This window comes from Actinomadura sp. 6N118 (genome assembly GCF_044326415.1).
GTDB lineage: Bacteria > Actinomycetota > Actinomycetes > Streptosporangiales > Streptosporangiaceae > Spirillospora.
In genome coordinates, this window is record NZ_JBIRAZ010000027.1 from 127,705 (window position 1) to 144,792 (window position 17,088).

At 70.4% G+C, this 17,088-nt stretch carries 17 protein-coding genes; 6 read left to right on the forward strand and 11 right to left on the reverse strand.

Annotated features, from left to right (window positions below; genetic code table 11):
- Nucleotides 1-43 precede the first annotated feature (43 nt).
- From ACH34W_RS46680 to ACH34W_RS46705, 6 genes are all read right to left on the reverse strand, one after another.
- Complete coding sequence (locus tag ACH34W_RS46680; protein WP_395967692.1) at nt 44-619, reverse strand: DNA-3-methyladenine glycosylase I; 576 nt, start codon at nt 617-619, stop codon at nt 44-46.
- Complete coding sequence (locus tag ACH34W_RS46685) at nt 616-1,059, reverse strand: SRPBCC family protein (protein WP_395967693.1); 444 nt, start codon at nt 1,057-1,059, stop codon at nt 616-618. Before ACH34W_RS46685 ends, ACH34W_RS46680 begins: the two co-directional genes overlap by 4 nt.
- A complete protein-coding gene (locus ACH34W_RS46690; protein WP_395967694.1) occupies nt 1,056-2,414 on the reverse strand; it encodes a hypothetical protein in 1,359 nt (452 codons plus the stop codon). Before ACH34W_RS46690 ends, ACH34W_RS46685 begins: the two co-directional genes overlap by 4 nt.
- A gap of 113 nt (nt 2,415-2,527) precedes the next feature.
- Nucleotides 2,528-3,832 carry an alkaline phosphatase PhoX gene (locus ACH34W_RS46695; protein ID WP_395967695.1) on the reverse strand — a complete coding sequence of 435 codons (1,305 nt, stop codon included), beginning with the start codon at nt 3,830-3,832 and terminating at the stop codon, nt 2,528-2,530.
- A 102-nt stretch (nt 3,833-3,934) separates the two neighbouring features.
- Nucleotides 3,935-4,525, reverse strand: coding sequence for a TIGR00730 family Rossman fold protein (locus ACH34W_RS46700; protein WP_395967696.1), 591 nt, complete (start codon nt 4,523-4,525; stop codon nt 3,935-3,937).
- Nucleotides 4,525-5,331: a TIGR00730 family Rossman fold protein gene (locus ACH34W_RS46705; RefSeq protein ID WP_395967697.1), complete on the reverse strand. Its 807-nt coding sequence runs from the start codon at nt 5,329-5,331 to the stop codon at nt 4,525-4,527. Before ACH34W_RS46705 ends, ACH34W_RS46700 begins: the two co-directional genes overlap by 1 nt.
- 154 nt (nt 5,332-5,485) lie before the next feature.
- Between ACH34W_RS46705 and ACH34W_RS46710 the strand changes: the two genes are divergently transcribed.
- Complete coding sequence (locus tag ACH34W_RS46710; protein WP_395967698.1) at nt 5,486-6,106, forward strand: hypothetical protein; 621 nt, start codon at nt 5,486-5,488, stop codon at nt 6,104-6,106.
- Between the two features lie 5 nt (nt 6,107-6,111).
- Nucleotides 6,112-8,265, forward strand: coding sequence for a bifunctional polysaccharide deacetylase/glycosyltransferase family 2 protein (locus tag ACH34W_RS46715; protein ID WP_395967699.1), 2,154 nt, complete (start codon nt 6,112-6,114; stop codon nt 8,263-8,265).
- A 65-nt stretch (nt 8,266-8,330) separates the two neighbouring features.
- On the opposite strand, the gene ACH34W_RS46720 is transcribed toward ACH34W_RS46715, so the two are convergent.
- On the reverse strand, nt 8,331-9,779 hold the full coding sequence (locus tag ACH34W_RS46720) for an MFS transporter (protein WP_395967700.1): 1,449 nt from the start codon (nt 9,777-9,779) through the stop codon (nt 8,331-8,333).
- A 100-nt stretch (nt 9,780-9,879) separates the two neighbouring features.
- Here ACH34W_RS46720 and ACH34W_RS46725 point away from each other — a divergent pair, with 100 nt between their 5' ends.
- Nucleotides 9,880-10,497: a TetR/AcrR family transcriptional regulator gene (locus ACH34W_RS46725; RefSeq protein ID WP_395967701.1), complete on the forward strand. Its 618-nt coding sequence runs from the start codon at nt 9,880-9,882 to the stop codon at nt 10,495-10,497.
- 136 nt (nt 10,498-10,633) lie between these two features.
- On the opposite strand, the gene dapE is transcribed toward ACH34W_RS46725, so the two are convergent.
- Complete coding sequence (gene dapE / locus ACH34W_RS46730; RefSeq protein ID WP_395967702.1) at nt 10,634-11,692, reverse strand: succinyl-diaminopimelate desuccinylase; 1,059 nt, start codon at nt 11,690-11,692, stop codon at nt 10,634-10,636.
- A gap of 78 nt (nt 11,693-11,770) precedes the next feature.
- Nucleotides 11,771-12,607, reverse strand: coding sequence for a 2,3,4,5-tetrahydropyridine-2,6-dicarboxylate N-succinyltransferase (locus ACH34W_RS46735; RefSeq protein ID WP_395967703.1), 837 nt, complete (start codon nt 12,605-12,607; stop codon nt 11,771-11,773).
- A 44-nt stretch (nt 12,608-12,651) separates the two neighbouring features.
- Here ACH34W_RS46735 and ACH34W_RS46740 point away from each other — a divergent pair, with 44 nt between their 5' ends.
- A complete protein-coding gene (locus ACH34W_RS46740) occupies nt 12,652-13,530 on the forward strand; it encodes a hypothetical protein (protein ID WP_395967704.1) in 879 nt (292 codons plus the stop codon).
- A gap of 156 nt (nt 13,531-13,686) precedes the next feature.
- Here the strand turns inward: ACH34W_RS46740 and ACH34W_RS46745 are convergent, their stop codons facing one another.
- Nucleotides 13,687-14,526, reverse strand: a complete 840-nt coding sequence (locus tag ACH34W_RS46745) for a hypothetical protein (RefSeq protein ID WP_395967705.1) — start codon at nt 14,524-14,526, stop codon at nt 13,687-13,689.
- A gap of 167 nt (nt 14,527-14,693) precedes the next feature.
- Here ACH34W_RS46745 and ACH34W_RS46750 point away from each other — a divergent pair, with 167 nt between their 5' ends.
- Both ACH34W_RS46750 and ACH34W_RS46755 read left to right on the forward strand, forming a co-directional pair.
- Complete coding sequence (locus tag ACH34W_RS46750) at nt 14,694-15,455, forward strand: MerR family transcriptional regulator (protein ID WP_395967706.1); 762 nt, start codon at nt 14,694-14,696, stop codon at nt 15,453-15,455.
- A 20-nt stretch (nt 15,456-15,475) separates the two neighbouring features.
- Nucleotides 15,476-16,321, forward strand: a complete 846-nt coding sequence (locus ACH34W_RS46755; protein ID WP_395967707.1) for a hypothetical protein — start codon at nt 15,476-15,478, stop codon at nt 16,319-16,321.
- 61 nt (nt 16,322-16,382) lie between these two features.
- Here the strand turns inward: ACH34W_RS46755 and ACH34W_RS46760 are convergent, their stop codons facing one another.
- Nucleotides 16,383-16,967, reverse strand: a complete 585-nt coding sequence (locus ACH34W_RS46760; RefSeq protein ID WP_395967708.1) for a DM13 domain-containing protein — start codon at nt 16,965-16,967, stop codon at nt 16,383-16,385.
- Between the last annotated feature and the right edge of the window lie 121 nt (nt 16,968-17,088).

The following is a 17,088-nucleotide window of genomic DNA, read 5'->3' on the forward strand; positions in this document are numbered from 1 at the left end:
ATCCTCCGCAGATATGGCCGGAAACCGCTGAGAATAACAAGATCTACCGATAGGCACCGCGACGGTGGCAATCCACCAGATGGTCGTCGACCAGCCCGCAGGCCTGCATGAGCGCGTAGGCGGTCGTGGGCCCCACAAACCGGAAGCCGTTCTTCTTCAGCTCCTTGGCCAGGGCCTTCGAGCCCGCCGTGGTCGCCGGCACATCCTCGGTGGACTTCGGCGCCGGAGCATCCGGATCGGCGAACCGCCAGACGGTCGCCGCCAGGCCCCCCGCCAGCTCCAGCCCGGCCCGCGCGTTCGCGATCGCCGCCTCGATCTTGGCCCGGTTGCGCACGATCGCCACATCCGCCAGCAGCCGTGCGACGTCGTCCGGCCCATAGGCGGCGACCTTCGCCATGTCGAAGCCGGAGAACGCGGCGCGGAATCCCTCCCGCTTACGCAGGATCGTCAACCACGAAAGCCCCGACTGGAATGCCTCCAGGCAGAGCCGCTCGTACAACCCCTGGTCGTCGGTGACCGGCCGCCCCCACTCCTCATCGTGATAGGCGACATAGTCCGGAGCCGACAGGCCCCACGGGCAACGCGCGAGCCCGTCCGCGCCCAGGATCGCAGTGCTCATCCGCCCGTTCTACCGTCCGCCTCCGACAAACCAGCCAGCCTCCGCAACCCGAGCCGCATGAAAGCCCGCGTCACCGGCCCGATGACCAGCCATCCGATCCGCCCGAGCACCCCGAGCGGAAGGTCGATGCGCTCGACCCAGAGCACCCGGCTCCCCACCCCGAGCGGTGTCACCTCGAACCAGGCGTCGCCCCGCACCACCTTCCCGGTGTGCCGGACCACCACCCGCCGTCCCGGGGACCACTCGGTGATGACCATGGTGTCGAGGAACCCGACAGGCCCGATGCCCGTCCATCCCTTCAGCGTGGCGCCGACCTCGTGTCCACCCTCGGCCTGCGTGAACGGCATCCACTCCCCGTGCCGGGGCCAGTCGGTCAGCACCCCGAACACCGTGTCGGCAGGCATCGCCGCGTACGCCTCCGCATGGACCGCGACTCTCATGAACGCTCATCCGGGCGCACGACCGCAGCCCCGTTCGACTCATGATCGTCGAACAGCTCCGCCTCGAAGAGCTCATCCTCCTCGAACGAGGGCTCCTCCCTGTTCACCGGCCGCTCCCCGGGATAAGCCGCCTCCGCCTTGGCCCAAACCGACGCCTCCCCACCAGCAGGCGGCTGGTCATAGCCGGGCGACCGTTCCGGCGCGGCCGGCTCGCCAGAGTCGGGCAGTGACCCCGATTCAGGTGGCGTCGCTATGAAGCCGGGCGACTGCTCCGGCGTGTCGCTAGAACCGGACAGTGACCCCGGCCCAGGCGCCTCCGCAGCGGAGGATGCATTGCTGGCGAGCTCCGCGTCGCCAGGCTGATCGTCGTCAGGTGGTGTGGCGACCGGCGTCGGGCCATCGGCAGGCGGCTGCTCTGGCGCGGGTGCTTCCACAACGGAGGATGCGTTCGCAGCGGGCGGCTCTGCGTCGTCAGGCGGCGGCCCTGGCAGGTCCGGGGACGAAGGCGCATCGGTGGCGGTCGGCGGGATCTTGTCGGCGGGCTGCTCAGGCTCGGGCGGCTCCGTGAGCGGCTCATCCCACACTCCCCGCTCAGCATCAGCGAGCGGCGCCCCTGCCACCGGCTCGTTAAAGCCCGGCAGAGGCTCTGATGCAGACACATTCCCCAAGGAAGGCACATCGGGGGGCGACGGCTCCGTGGGGAAGGTCACATCAGCGGCAGTCGGCGGCTCCGCGGCTGGCGGCGGGTCATCGGTGAGCGGCTGGTCATCGGTGGGCGGCTGGTCATCGGTGGGCGGCTCGGTGTATCCGGGCGATGACCATGACGCAGACGCTCCCTCGAATGAACCCGCATCGGAAGGCTGCGGCTCTGCCGCTGGCGATTCCGAGGAGAAAGGCGCGTCAGCGGCAGTCGGCAGCTCCGCGATCGGCGGGTCGTCGGTGGGCGGCTGTTCTGGCGCATCCGTGGAGGGCGGCGCGTCGGCGGCGGGCTGTGGCTGGGTGTCGGCGGGCAGGCTTGGCTGGGTGGACTCGACGGGCGGCTCGGGGGCGAGGCCTAGGCGGTGGTGGAGGTCGGCCAGCTGCTGCTCTAGGGCGGCTGTGCGGCTTTCGCGTTCGGCCAGGGAGTAGGCGAGGCGGCGCAGGGCTTCGTCTGTGGCGCCGACCTGGTAGCCCCAGAGGCCGCGCGGGAGGTGGAGCAAGGCCACGTCGGTGCCCGTGAGGGCGCGGCCGGGGAACGGGAGCGGGGGGTGGTCGGGGTGGGTCGCGGCCAGCTCGCCGCCTCTGCCCATGGCAAGCACGACGACGGCGCCCAGCACGGCCAGGCCGGCCAGGACGAGGACCACAACCACGATCATGCTCCGATCTGTCTACACCTTTCCATGAACGATCGTGCCATGTCCTGGACGGTGAAGGCGCATGACCACGGACTACGCCCCCCCGCGATCAGTGACCGCGGGGGGACGATCCGTCAGCGGTGCAGCTGGTGCCAGGGACCGGTGATCGCAAAGGTCACGCCCGGGGACTGGCGGTTGGCGTAGAGGGTGCGGCCGTCCGGGGAGAACGTGACCCCGGCGAACTCACTGTCGTTGAGGGCGTTGCGGCCGAACGCGAACGGCTCGCCCTTGCGGGTGGTGCCGATGAGGAACTGCTCGCCGTCGCCGTCCTCCGCGAGGATCACGCCGCCGCCGTACGGGGAGACGGTGATGTTGTCGGGGCCGTCGAACTTGCCGCCCGGCTTGAAGACCAGCTCGAGCTCGATCGTGTTCTGGTGCGGGTCGTACTTCCAGACCTGGCCCGCGTGGTCGGCGGCGGCACCGTCGGACTTACGGGAGTAGCTCGCGACGAAGTAGGCCTTGCCGTGGCCCCACCAGGCGCCTTCGAGCTTCTGGCTGCGGGTGATGGTCTCGAACTGCTTGCGGGTGGACGTGGCGGCCGCTGAGGGGTCGGGCACCTTGACCCAGCGGCAATGGAACGTGGTGCCGGGCTCCTGGACCGCGGAAAGATCGGGCAGGTCCCGGACGTTCATCGCCTCCAGGCGGCCGCCCTCCAGGTAGGAGTGGTATTCGCCGCGGTGAGCACGCGGCCGGAACCGGTAGAAGAGCCCGAACGGCTTGCTGGCGTCCTCGGTCAGGTAGGCCGTGTGGGTGTGCGGGTCGATGGCGACGGCCTCGTGGGCGAACCGGCCCATGCCGGTGATCGGGACGGGCTTGGTGCGCCGGCCGCGGGGGTCCACCTCGAAGACCCAGCCGTGCGACTTGGTCTGCGCGGCGAAACCCTCGGTCTCCTCGCAGGTCAGCCAGGTCCCCCAGGGGGTGCGTCCGCCGGCGCAGTTGGTGGCGGTGCCGGCGAGGCTGATCTGCTGGTCGACCAGGTTGCCGTGCCGGTCCACCTCCAGCGTGGTGGTGCCGCCGAACGCGGCCGGGTCGTACACCAGCTCCGCGGGCGCGACCGCCTTCACGCCGCTGGCGGTCTGCTCATGGTTGCGGACCAGGCGGAGCGTGTCGTGGCGCCGGCCGGGGTAGGTCGCCATGCCGTCGTGCTTGCCCGGCACCTTGGCGCCGTCCGTGATCAGGTCGCCCTCGGCGGAGAGCGTCGTGTAGGAGAAGCCCTCCGGCAGGTCGAGGATCCCCTTCGGGTCGGGGAGCAGCGGGCCGTAGCCGGAGGCCTCGGCTCCCGCGGACGTCTGGAAGACCGATTCGAGACTGCCGGCCAGGGCGATGGACAGCGCGCCTGCCGCGCCGCCCTTCATCACCCCGCGACGGGACACGGACATGGGGACTCCTTCACGTTGAGGGGATCACGCCGGAGCCTGGCCGCGTCCCCTGAACGCGAAGTGAACCGCCGGAGGTCGGATGACAAACCCCCAGCACACAGCTCAGATTTCGGCCTCCGCGTAGTCCTCGGGGGTGGGCTCGATGCGGGGTTGGGGGCGTTCCAGCAAGTCGAACGCCTCGTCCACGGAGCCCGTCCAGCCGATGGCGTCGAAGATCTTCGCGCGGGCGAAGCCCTGGTCCATGAGGCCCGTCATGAGCTCGCGCAGCGGGTCGTACACGCCGTACGGGTCGAGGATCACGACGGGCTTCTCGTGCATGGCGAGCACCCGCGCGGTCCAGACCTCGAACAGTTCCTCCAGCGTGCCGATCCCGCCGGGGAGGATGAGGAACGCGTCGCTGCGCCGGTCCATCTCGCCCTTGCGGGTGCGCATGTCGGGCGTGACGATCAGCTCGTCGTTGTCCTCGTCGGAGATCTCGACGCTGACCAGCCCTTCGGGGATGACGCCGACCGTGCGGGCGCCGCCGGCCCGGGCGGCCTTGGCCACCGCGCCCATGCACGAGACCTGGGCGCCGCCGCTGACCAGGGTGTGGCCACGGCCGGCCAGTTCCTCGCCCACGTGGGTGGCCAGGTCCAGGTACTTCGCGTCGATCCGGCTGCTGGACGCGCAGAACACGCAGACCGCGAGCCCCATCAGGTGCCGTTCCGCCCTTCGGCCACCGCCTCCTGGACGGCCTGTTCCTCCTCGCGCCGCCGCGCGTGCTTCTCGTGCGCCTCGACGATCACCCGGACGACCTCCTCGGGGTCGTCGGTCAGGTGGAAGAGGTCGAGGTCGGCGGCCGAGATCTTCCCCGAGGACAGCAGCGAGGTCTTGACCCACTCCACCAGGCCGCCCCAGAACTCGGTGCCGACCAGCACGATCGGGAACCGCGTGACCTTCTTGGTCTGCACGAGCGTGATCGCCTCGAAGAGCTCGTCGAGGGTGCCGAAGCCCCCCGGCAGCACCACGAAGGCCTGCGAGTACTTCACGAACATCGTCTTGCGGACGAAGAAGTAGCGGAACTCCAGCGAGATGTCGCAGTGGGGGTTGATGCCCTGCTCGAACGGCAGCTCGATACCCAGCCCGACCGACAGGCCGCCGTTCTCGTCGGCGCCCTTGTTGCCGGCCTCCATGATCCCCGGACCGCCGCCGGTGATCACCGCGTAGCCCTCGTCCACCAACCGCGCGCCGACCCGTTCGGCGAGCTTGTACTCCTCGGAGTCGGGCTTGGTGCGGGCGCTGCCGAAGATGCTGACCGCCTTGGGCAGCTCGGCCAGCAGGCCGAAGCCCTCCACGAACTCCGCCTGGATTCGCAGCACCCGCCATGGGTCGGCGTGGACCCAGTCCGAGGGCCCGCGGTCGTCGAGCAACCGCTGGTCGGTGGTGGTCTGCGGTACGGCCCTTCCCCGCAACATCGCGGGCCCCTGGCGCCGGCTCCGGGGACTCAACTCGGAAGTCATGACCTCACCGTAGCCAAGGCCCAGGGCGATCTCCCACGATTAACCTGATCGACCCCGCGATGGCCACGACCGTTCCCGGCCGTCCTACCGTGTGCCCACCCGTGCGCTTGGGGCCGGGTGTGACGCGGGAGATGGTTGCGGCGCTGATGTTTGCGTGAGCATTGAAACCCACGTTGGGAACGACGACGCGACCCGGCGGTTCGACGAACCCGCGCCAGCGCCTGTGACCACGGTCACCATCGCACCGGCTCTCCCGGAGCCCTCGGGACCCGTCTTCGTCGACGGCAGCGGACGCCGGGCCCTGACCGTCCGCGGCATCGGCGCCCTCGCCGGCATCGCGCTGATCGCATATCTCGCCGTGGTGGGTGTGAACCTGGCCACGGGCGCCGAGGTGCCGTTCACCCCGTGGCCCTCCGGAAACACGGCGACCGACGCCGACAAGCGCGGGCCGGACGGCAAGTCGCGAACCCGCGACCAGTCCCCCCGGCGAGTCGGCCCCGGGACGGGGACGGCGAACGGCGGCACCCAGAACCAGGTCCCAGGCAACGGCGTCCCGTCGATCGGTGGCCTGCCGTCGAACGGAGCACCCGCGCCCGGCAACCCGTCCACGGCGCCCCAGCCGTCCACCACCTCCAATCCCCAGGTGCCGCCGACCGCCGGGCCCACGCCGCCGCCCGCCGCCACGCCGACTCCCCTCCCCACGTCGACCCGGCCCGGCAATTCGCAGGCCTCACCCCCGGCTAACGGCAAGAAGAAGAAAGAACAGAGCGGCTAAAACTGGTGAAGAACCGCGAACCCAAGGGTCACTGGATCCTGCTGTTGCTCAGCGGAGTGGCCCTCGCCATCGCTCTGCTCGTGAACGGTTTCGCCAGCGGCCAGATGGGCGAGGGCAACGGTGGCCCCGGCGAGACCGCCGGTGAGCCACCGGCTGCGGCCACCCGCGCCGGTTCGGTGCTCAACCTGACGAACGGCGAGCTCCGCAGCGCCCGTCCTCTCCCCCGCAGGATCGCCCTGACGTTCGACGACGGACCTGACCCGGAGTGGACGCCGAAGCTGCTCGACGTGCTGCGCAAGCACAACGCCCACGCCACGTTCTTCGCCATCGGCGCGAACATCTCCAAGAACCCCGGACTGGCCCGGCGCATGATCCGTGAGGGCCACGAGATCGGCAACCACACCTACACCCACATCGACATGGGCTCCGCCCCCGCCTGGCGCGTCAAGCTGGAGCTGGACCTCACCCAGCGGGCCCTTGCCGGGGCCACCGGCCGGAGCACCAGCCTCGTCCGCCAGCCCTACTCCTCCACGCCGTCCGGGCTCACCGGCCCGCAGTGGCGGGCCGCCCAGGCCGCCGCCGAGCAGGGCTACCTGACCGTGCTCACCGACCGGGACACCGAGGACTGGGGCCGCCCCGGCATCGACAAAATCGTCGAACGCGCCGCCGGGACAGGCACCGGGGCGGGCGCCGGAGCCAGAGCCGGCGCGATCGTCATGCTGCACGACTCGGGCGGCGACCGCACCGAGACCGTCCAGGGCGTCGAGGCGATCCTGACGCGGCTGGCGGGCCAGGGATACCAGTTCACCACCGTCTCCGAGGCGATCGGGCTGCAGCCGGGGAACACCCCCGCCGCCGCCGACGAGAAGGTGATCGGCAAGGCCCTGGTCTGGGGCCAGCTCGGCTCGTCCTGGATCATCGGCGGTCTGGCGCTGCTGTTCGCCGTGGCGGCCGTGCTCACCGCGCTGCGGCTGGCCATCCTGCTGATCTTCGCCCGGGTGCACGTCGGGCGGGTCCGGCGGCTACGGAGGCGCCGTACGCGGCGCGACCAGCCCGCGTTCACCCCTCCAGTGTCGGTGATCGTGCCCGCCTACAACGAGGAGGTGGGCATCGAGGCGACGATCCGTTCCCTCCTCGATACCGACTACCGGGCGCCGATCGAAGTGATCGTGGTCAACGACGGCTCCACCGACCGCACCGCCGAGATCGCCGGGTCCCTCACCTACATCCCCGGCGTCCGCCTCATCCGCAAGCCCAACGGCGGCAAGCCGAGCGCACTCAACGCCGGCATCGCGATCGCCCAGGCCGAGGTCGTGGTGCTGGTGGACGGCGACACCGTCTTCCAGCGCGACACCATCGGCAACCTCGTCGCCCCCATGGTCAATCCGCAGGTCGGCGCGGTGAGCGGCAACACCAAGGTCGCCAACCGCGGTGGGATCATCGGGCGCTGGCAGCACATCGAGTACGTGATCGGGTTCAATCTCGACCGGCGGATGTTCGACGTCCTGCAGTGCATGCCGACCATCCCGGGCGCGATCGGTGCGTTCCGGCGCCGGGCGCTCGCCTCGGTCGGCGGCGTCTCCGACGACACCCTCGCCGAGGACACCGACCTCACGATGGCGATCTGCCGCGAGGGCTGGCGGGTCGTGTACGAGGAGTCCGCCTTGGCGTGGACGGAGGCGCCCGCCTCGATCCGCCAGCTCTGGCGCCAGCGCTACCGCTGGTGCTACGGAACGTTGCAGGCGATGTGGAAGCACCGCGGCTCGCTGTTCCAGGGTGGCCGTTCGGGGCATTTCGGCCGCCGCTGCCTGCCCTACCTGACCGTCTTCCAGGTGGCGCTGCCGCTCTTCGCCCCCGCCGTGGACATCTTCACGCTCTACGGCCTCTACTTCCTGGACCCGGGCAAGCTCGCGCTCTCATGGCTGTTCTTCACTCTGCTCCAGACGCTGGCCGGGGCCTACGCGCTGCGCCTGGACGGCGAGCCGCTCCGCACATTGTGGGTGCTCCCGCTCCAGCAGATCGTCTACCGGCAGCTGATGTACCTGGTGACCATCCAGTCGATGGTCACAGCCGTCGCGGGTGCCCGGCTCCGCTGGCAGACCATCCGCCGGACAGGAACGTTCTCCACTCCGCCAGAAACAGCGCCACAGATCCGCTGACCGGCAGGCGCCCGGCCGCATAGGGCGGGAGGCAGCCGGTTCGCCGCCGGTCGGCAGACCACGCCTCAGGGCGTGAGGACGGGCTCGGGCTCCGGCGCGGTGGGCTTCGCCGTCCGGCGCGGCAGGAGCACGAGAGCGAGCAGCGCGCCCAGCGCGGCGATTCCGGCGCTGGCCAGCATCCCGGCTTGGAAGCCCTCGTTGAGGGCCACCGACGGAACGCGTTCACCGGAGGCGAAAGCGTCCTCGGTGACGGCGGTGGACACCGCCACCGCGACGGCCAGCCCCAGCGCGCCGCCGACCTGCTGGGTCGTGTTGATCAGTCCCGAGGCCAGGCCGGACTCGGCGGCCGACGCTCCCGCCGTCGCCGCGATCGTCGTGGCGACGAACACGATGCCGCCGCCGACACCCATCACGACCGCCGGGCCGAACACGTCGGCCAGGTAGTCGCCGTCCGGGGCGGGCATCCGGGCGAACCACAGAAGTCCCGCCGCCGCGACCAGGAGTCCCGCCACCAGCGGCACGCGATAGCCCAGCCGGGTGACCAGCTGCGAGCCGATCCCGGCGCCCGTGCCCATCGCGATCGCGACCGGCAGCTGCCCGAGCCCGGCCTTGATCGGCCCGTACCCCATCACCTGCTGCAGATAGAGCGTCATCACGAAGAACATCGGGAAGATCGACATGGTCATCGCCACCGCGACGAGGTTGGCACCGCGCAGTTCCCGGTTCCGGAAGATCCTCAACGGTACGAGCGGATGCTTCACCCGTGCCTCGACGACGAAGAACGCGACGATGAGCGCGAGCGCCACCCCGCCCAGCCCGTACGTCTGGGCCGAGGACCACCCGGCGTCGTTCGCGTCGACCAGCGTGTAGACCAGCAACGCCACGCCTCCGGTGGCCGAGACGGCGCCGAGGAGATCGAAGCCGCGCACGCCGCGGTCGCGGGCCTCCGGCAGCAGCAGCGGGGCGAGGCCGATGGCGACGGCGCCGATCGGCACGTTCACGTACAGCACGGCCTCCCAGCCGAACCAGTCGGTGAGCAGTCCGCCGAGGATCGCCCCCGCCGCGCCACCTGCTCCCGCGACGGCGCCGAAGAGCCCGAGCGCCCGGTTGCGTTCGGGCCCGGGCTCGAACAGCGTCATGATCAGCGACAGCGCGGCCGGGGCGACCAGGGCGGCGCCGAGCCCCTGGACGGCGCGCGCCACGACCAGCGCCATCGAGGTCGGCGCCAGGCCACCGGCGAGCGAGGCGGCCGTGAAGAGGGCCAGGCCGACGACGAACATCCGGCGGCGCCCGGCGAGGTCGGCGATCCGGCCGCCGAACAGCAGGAACCCGCCGAACGTGAGCGTGTAGGCGTTGGCGACCCAGGACAGGTCGGCCTGGTCGAAGTGCAGGTCCTTGCCGATGGCCGGAAGCGCGACGTTCACGATCGAGGCATCGAGGACGAGCACGAACTGGACGGTGACGAGCAGGGCGAGCGCAAGCCCACGGTGGTTTCGATGGACGTCCGGTGGCATGGACGGCTCCTAACTGGAAGTTGAATTCCGGTTCCACTTAACGCGGCCGAAGAATACGGAATCTGGATTCCGATTGTCAACTCGTGGTTGACTGGAGCCGATGACTGATTCGCCCAACCCGGCCGTCAAGGTGACGGCCGGCGCCCCCACCTCACCGGGCCCCCCTGCGGCCCGTCCGCTGCGCGCCGACGCCCGCCGCAACCGGCAGCGCGTCCTGGACGCCGCGCGGGAGGCCTTTCTGGAGCACGGCACCGAGGCCCAGATGGAGGACATCGCCAGGAGCGCCGGGGTCGGAGTCGGCACCGTTTACCGCCACTTCCCCACCAAGCAGGCCCTGGTGGACGAGCTCACCAACGAGTGGATGGCCGAGGGAGCCGTCAACGCGGCGGAGGCGCTCACCCTCCCGGACGCCTGGGAGGGCCTGGCCATGTTCGTCCGCCGGAGCGCCGAGATCATGGTGCGCAACCGCGGGCTGCGCGAGGTGTTCGGCGACATCGGCAAGCTGCTCGACAACGGCACGGGCATCGAGAACCACGAGCTCCGCACCAACGTGACCAAGCTGCTCGACCGCGCCCACAAGGCAGGCGCGCTCCGCGCCGACATCGGCTACTCGCAGTTCCAGGCCCTGATGTGCGGCCTGGCCATGGCGACGACCCGGGCCGTCCCCGGCGAACACCACGTCTACGCGGACGTCATCCTCAAGGGCCTGAAGGCCTAAAGGCCCACCCAACCCTCCGGTTCGCCATGCCCGCCCGGCTGGCGGGCATCAGCCGGTCAGCCGGTCAGCCGGTCAGCCGGTCAGCTGGTCAGCCGGTCAGCCGGTCAGCCGGTCAGCCGGTCTGGTGGTGAGCTGGTCAGCTGGTCAGCCAGGCGCGCATGCGGCGCTCGCAGTCGGCGATCAAGGGGATCTCGACGAACTCGTCCTTCGTGTGGGCCAGCGTCGGCTCGCCGGGCCCGTAGTTGACCGCGGGCACGCCCAGTTCGGAGAAGCGCGCCACGTCCGTCCACCCCAGCTTGGCGCGGACCTCCGCCCCGGTCGCCGCCACGAACGCCGCGGCCGCCGGGTGCGTCAGTCCCGGCCGCGCCGCCGATGACCCGTCGGTGACCTTGACCTCGAAGCCCTCGAACAACTCCCGCAGGTACGCCTCGGCACCGTCCAGCGTCTTGTCGGGCGCGAACCGGTAGTTGACGGTGACCACGCACTCGTCGGGGATCACGTTCCCCGCGACCCCGCCCCGGATGAAGACGGCGTTGAGCCCCTCGCGGTATTCCAGCCCGTCCACGACAGGCTGCGTCGGCTCGTACGAACGCAGCACGTCCAGGATCTCGGCGGCCGTGTGGATGGCGTTCGACCCCATCCACGCCCGCGCGCTGTGTGCCCGCGCCCCGCGCGCGGTGACCTCGACCCGGATCGTGCCCTGGCAGCCGCCCTCGATCAGCGCCGCGGTCGGCTCCATCAGCACCGCGAAGTCCCCGGCGAGCAACTCGGGACGGGCCTCGGCCAGCCGCCTGAGCCCGTTCCGCTCCGCTTCGATCTCCTCGCAGTCGTAGAAGAGGTACGTGACGTCGCGGGTCGGCTCGATGACGGTGGCGGCCAGCTTCAACGCCACCGCGACGCCGCTCTTCATGTCGGTCGTCCCGCACCCGTAGAGCCTGCCGCCCTCCACCCGCGAGGGCAGATTGCCGTTGAGCGGCACGGTGTCGAGGTGCCCGGCCAGGACGACGCGTTCGGCCCGGTCCAGTGCGGTACGGGCGATCACGTTCTCACCGACGCGATCCACGTACAGATGCGGCAACGCGCGCAGCGCCTCCTCCACCGCGTCGGCGAGTTCCTTCTCGTTCCCGCTCACCGACTCGATGTCGACGATCGCCGCCGTCAGGTCCGCCACGTCCAAAGAGAGGTCAAGCCGCATGACCGCCAACCCTACCGGCGGCATGAGAAGGGCGCCCGGTGCCAGCCGGCTCCGGGCGCCCTTCGCGCTCGCGCGAGATCAGGTGTTGATGCCGTGATCGCGAAGGATGTCGTTGAGCTCGGCCTTGTTGTGCCGCTGGCCCTCTTCCAGGCGCTTGAGGATCAGCACGGCGGGCATGCCGAACGTGCCGCCCTTGAACTCCTTGAGCCGGGTGCCGCCGACCGCCACACACCAGTCGGGGATGCGGCCGCGGCTGATCTCCTCGCCGGTCTCGACGTCGATCACCGGCATCGAGGCCGACAGGTTGGTGCCGGAGCCGACCACCGCGCCCTTGCCGACCCGGGCACCCTCGACGATCATCGACCGGCTGCCGATCATGGCCTCGTCCTCGACGATGACCGGGACGGCGTTCGGGGGCTCCAGGACGCCGCCGATGCCGACGCCGCCCGACAGGTGCACGTTCTTGCCGACCTGCGCGCACGAGCCGACCGTCGCCCACGTGTCGACCATCGTGCCGCTGTCGACGTACGCGCCGATGTTGGTGAACGAGGGCATCAGCACCACGCCGGGCGCCAGGTAGGAGCCCCAGCGGGCGATCGCGCCCGGGACCACGCGCACGCCCTCCAGGCGGCTCTTGAGCGGGATGCGGTCGTGGTACGCGAAGTCGCCCACCTGCGAACGCACCATGCCCAGCACCTTGAAGCTCATCAGGATCGCGCGCTTGGCACGCTCGTCGACGACGACCTGGCCGGACGCCGGGTCGATGAGGGCGACGCGGGCCTCGCCGGCGTCGAGCTGGTCGACGGCCGCGACGATCGCCGTGCGCGCCTCGGTGTCATCCGGGCTGAGCTCGGCGCGCTGCTCCCACAGCTCGTCGATGGCGGCGGAGATCGGGCTGGTGAACGATTCGGTCATGGCCCATGAGCTTACTGGGGCCCAACTCCCGGTACCGTCGTCGCGTGGCTGTATGGGATCACCGACGGGCGCGGGTGACGGGGATCACGCTCGCCCTCCTGCTCGTGCTCGGCGTGGCCGGGTACGCGATTTTCGCGCGTGTCCGGCCCTACCTGCACGGGTCCAACTGCGAAGTGCGAACGGCGGCGGGCAAGATGCCGCTCGACCTCGAGCAGGGGGCGAACGCGGCGACGATCGCCGCGGTGGCCTACCGCAAGAAACTGCCCGAGCGGGCAGCGGTGATCGCGTACGCGACCGTGATCCAGGAGTCGCACATCCGCAACCTGCCCGGCGGCGACCGCGACTCGGTCGGCATGTTCCAGCAACGCCCGTCGCAAGGTTGGGGTCCTCCGCACAAGCTGCGCGATCCGGTGACGTCCACGAGCAAGTTCTTCGACGCGCTGGTCAAGGTGAAGGACTACCTCGACCGCGACCTCCACGACGCCGCGCAGAAGGTGCAGCGCAGCGCGGACGGCACCGCCTACGCCCAGCACGAGCCGGAGGGCAAGCTGTTGGCACAGGCGTTCACCGGCCGTACGCCGGCGTCGGTGCGGTGCTGGTTCGCGCCGGACAAGAAGACCACGCCGCGGCGGGCGGAGGCGATCCGGGAGCTGCGCCGCGCGTTCGGCAGCCGCCTCCAGGTCGAGAACCCGGCGGCCAGCGTGAGCGCCACCGAGCCGACCAAGCCCCCAGCCGAGTCCGACGCGGTCCGGGTGAGCAGCACGCGGACGGGCTGGTCGGTCGCCTCGTGGGCGGTGACCCACGCGCAGGTCTACGGGCTCACCGAGGTCAGGCACGGCGGCAAGGGCTGGACGGCCGACGACGGCCACGACGGCTGGACCGACGACAGCGGCGCCCCCACCGACCGCGTGATCATCAAATAGCGAGTGTGATCATCAAGTAGCGCGAGCGGTGGCCGCGAGCGGTGGCCCCACGGCCCCAGCCCCGGCTTCCGGCGAGCTCAGCTCCCAGCGGTCTCAGCTCCCGGCGGGCGCACCTGCCGGCGGGCTCACCTGCCGGGGGCTCAGCTCCCGGCGGTCTCAGCTGCCGATGTTGAGGAGGCCTGCGCCGACCACGCCGCGGCCGAACGGGCGGGCCAGTTCGGCCAGCCGCTCGCAGCCGTCCTCGCCGAGGGCGGTGTAGGCGGGCAGGGCGAGGGTGTCGGTGAGGTCCTCGATGCGCTGGCGGAGGGCCTTGCCCTCGGCGCTCAGCGTGTCGCCGTCGAGGAGGCCGCGCTCACGCAGCCGTTCCTCGGTGGCGTCCCACTCCTCCTCCGGCCAGGCCCTGCTGATCTTGAGGAACGCGGGCGGGACGTCGCCACTGGCGGCGTGCAGGATGAGGGCCTCCAACCCGCTCACTCCCTCGCTGGCCAGCGCCGCGATGTGCCCGTCGCCGCGGAACTCGCGGAGCAGGGTCTGGGCGTGCCACAGCTGGTCGATCGGCTCGTCCGGCCACGGCAGGGTGACATGGGCGGCGAACAGCGGGCGGCCGTGGAGGTGCTGGGTGGCCGCCTCGGCGGCGCGCCGGGCGAGGGCGAGGGTCTCGTCCAGCCCGGGCAGCTCGTGGATCCGGGCGCGGCGCAGTGCCTCACCTGCGGCCCGGTGCCTGGCGTCGAGGATCTGCTCGGGCGTCACCACATCCCATGCGGCGGGCAGCGACTTCCGCACGAGGTCGGGGTTGAAGTTGTAGAACGTGGCGATTACCAGCTCGGCTGATGCGCGCCCGAAGACCGCGCCGCGCGAGGCGAAGTAGCCCGCCATGCCCTTGAGGCCGAGCTCGGCGTAGCGCCGGCCGCCCTCCGGCACGAAGTAGATCATGCTGTGCACCGGCTCCAGCCGCCGCCATGCCTGCCGAGCCGCCTGCCGCGCCGCTGCCTGCATTTACGCGCTCCTCACAAGATACCGACCGGTCGGTACTAGAACCTAATTCTAGTCAGTCGGTCGCGTCAATCCCGCCCCTGCCCGCCTTTCGACTGTCCTGACCTTGGCCGCCTTGCCCGCCTTGATCGCCTTGACCTTGACGCAACGTCAACGTTTCTAATGAAGGCATGAAGATCGGCGAACTTGCCGCCCTGGTCGGGGTGTCCACCCGGACCGTCCGGCACTACCACCACCTGGGGCTCCTGCCCGAGCCCGAGCGGCTGTCCAACGGCTACCGCGAATACCGCCTCCGGGACGCCGTGCTCCTCGCTCGCGTCCGGCGGCTGGCCGAGCTCGGCCTGGCGCTCGACGAGATCCGCGATGTCCTGGCCGACGACCAGGGCAAGGAACTGCGCGAGGTCCTGCTGGAGCTCGACGCCGATCTGGCCGGCCAGCAGGAGGCGATCCGGCTGCGGCGGGAACGGCTCGCCGCGCTCCTCGCCGAGGCCGACCTGCATCCCGACTCGGCGGTGTCGCCCGCGATGGCGTCGGTGCTGCGCGGCCTCCCCGCCGGCGGCTCGAAGTTCGCCGACTTCGACCGGGAGATGCTGGCACTCGTCGACACGACTGCCGGCCCAGATGAACGGGAGGCGTTCGCCGAGCTGCTGCGGCCGCTCACCACGCCCGAGGCGCTGGCCCGCGGCGAAGCCATCTACGCGCGCATGGACGAGCTGGCGGAGGCCGCCCCGGACGACCCGCGCGTCGCCGAACTCGCTGCCGAGATCGCCGACCACCTCCCCGAGGAGATGAAGGCGCTGATGCTCGCGAGCGTGGACGGGCAGCCGAACGACGTCAACGAGAACGGCCAATGGCTCTCCGAGATGTCCCTCACCCTGTCCCCCGCACAGGCAGAGGTCTTCCACGTGCTCATGACGATGTTGCGCTCATGATGAAAGAAGGAGAGAAGTTGATGTTGAGGGTCGCCCGTGCCGTTCTGTACGCCGTGCTCCCCGCCGAAGTGGTGTTCGTGGTCCTGCTCGTGTCCGGCGTCCCGCTTCCCCGTTCCGTGGCCCTGGCGACCGAGGCGATCATCACCGCGGTGCTCCTTCTGGAGGGCGCGGTGGCCTGCTGGCTGTACCGGTCGGCGCGCCGGAGCGGCGCGGACCGCCGCGGCGCTCTCAGCTCCGTACTGGACCAACTGGTGCCCGCGAAGGTGCGGAGGCTGATGGGGTTCGACACGAGGGGGCTGGTGAGCCTTGTCCTGTGGCTCGGGCGGCGCCGCCACGGGGTACCGCCCGGCGCCACCGCCGTCTCGTACTCCGGAGCCCAGACGGCCACGATGATGATGTTCTTGTTCGCGATGGTGGTCGAGCTGGTCGGCGTCGAGATCATGCTCCGGGCGTTCGGCGCGCCGGCGGTGGTGCGCAACGTCTTCCTCGCGATCGACGCCTACTCGATCCTGGCCGTGCTCGCCGTCATCGCCGCCTGCATCACCCGCCCCCACGTCATCACGGCCGACGAGGTGCGCGTCCGCTACGGCGCGTTCTTCGACCTGCGCATCCCCCGCGAGCAGATCGCCACGGTACGGGGCGTCCGCAACTACAACGAGGACCGCCTGATCAACGTCGAGGACGACCGGCTCGGCATCGCGGTGGCCTCCCAGACCAACATCGTCCTGGAACTGACCGAGCCGATCACCGCCATCCGCCCGTTCGGCCGGCCCGCCGAGGTACGGACGATCCGGATCTTCGCCGACACGCCCGCCACCGCGCTGGACGCGTTCGCTCCGCGTACCGAGCCCGCCGTCGGAATCTGACGTCGGAGTGTGGCGCCAGAGTCTGACGTCGCAACTTGGGCAGCTTGGCGCCGGCGAACGATCAGGTCCTGATCGGGGCGGCGGCGAAGACGGAGTCGAATCGCTTGCACCAGATGACCACGCTCTTGTACTGGCTGAGGTCCACTCCGGCCGCGATGGAGTAGTTCGAGCTGCCCTTGTTGCCCTTGAGGGTGCCGAGGTTTCGGTAGTCCGGGCTCAGGCTCTGCTGGGTCTCGTGTCCGCCCTTGGAGAGCACGACCTTGAGGTCAGGGCCGTTGGAGGTGTCGAGGTCTTCCAGCCGCAGCGCGTAGGAGCCGTCGGCGTGCTTGTAGACCTTGACCTTGCCGGTCGTGGTCCCGTGCGAGATCGACTGCCAGCTTGAGGTGCTGAAGACCTCCCGCGTCTGCGCTGTCGCCTCCTGAGCCGCACCGGACGCGGCTCCACTGGACGCGGGCGCACCGGACGTGGGGGCGCCCGAGACCGGCGGGGCGGCGGCGGGTGGCGCGGCCTCGTCGGCGGTCTGGTCGACCCACAACTTCCACGGCTGGAACGCGGCGAGTGCGAGTGCGGCCACCAACCCCATGGCCAGGACGCCGGAGGCGGTGATCAGTTTGTGACTGAAGAGGAAGTTCTTAATGTTCTTCATGCCGGGTACAACGCCGCCTGGCCGCCGAAGGAGGCCCGATTTCTTCTTACGTACCGCTTACGGCATTAGTTAGGGAGCTTTCTTTACGAAAACCCTGAAGCCGTTTATCGTCTCGATCAGA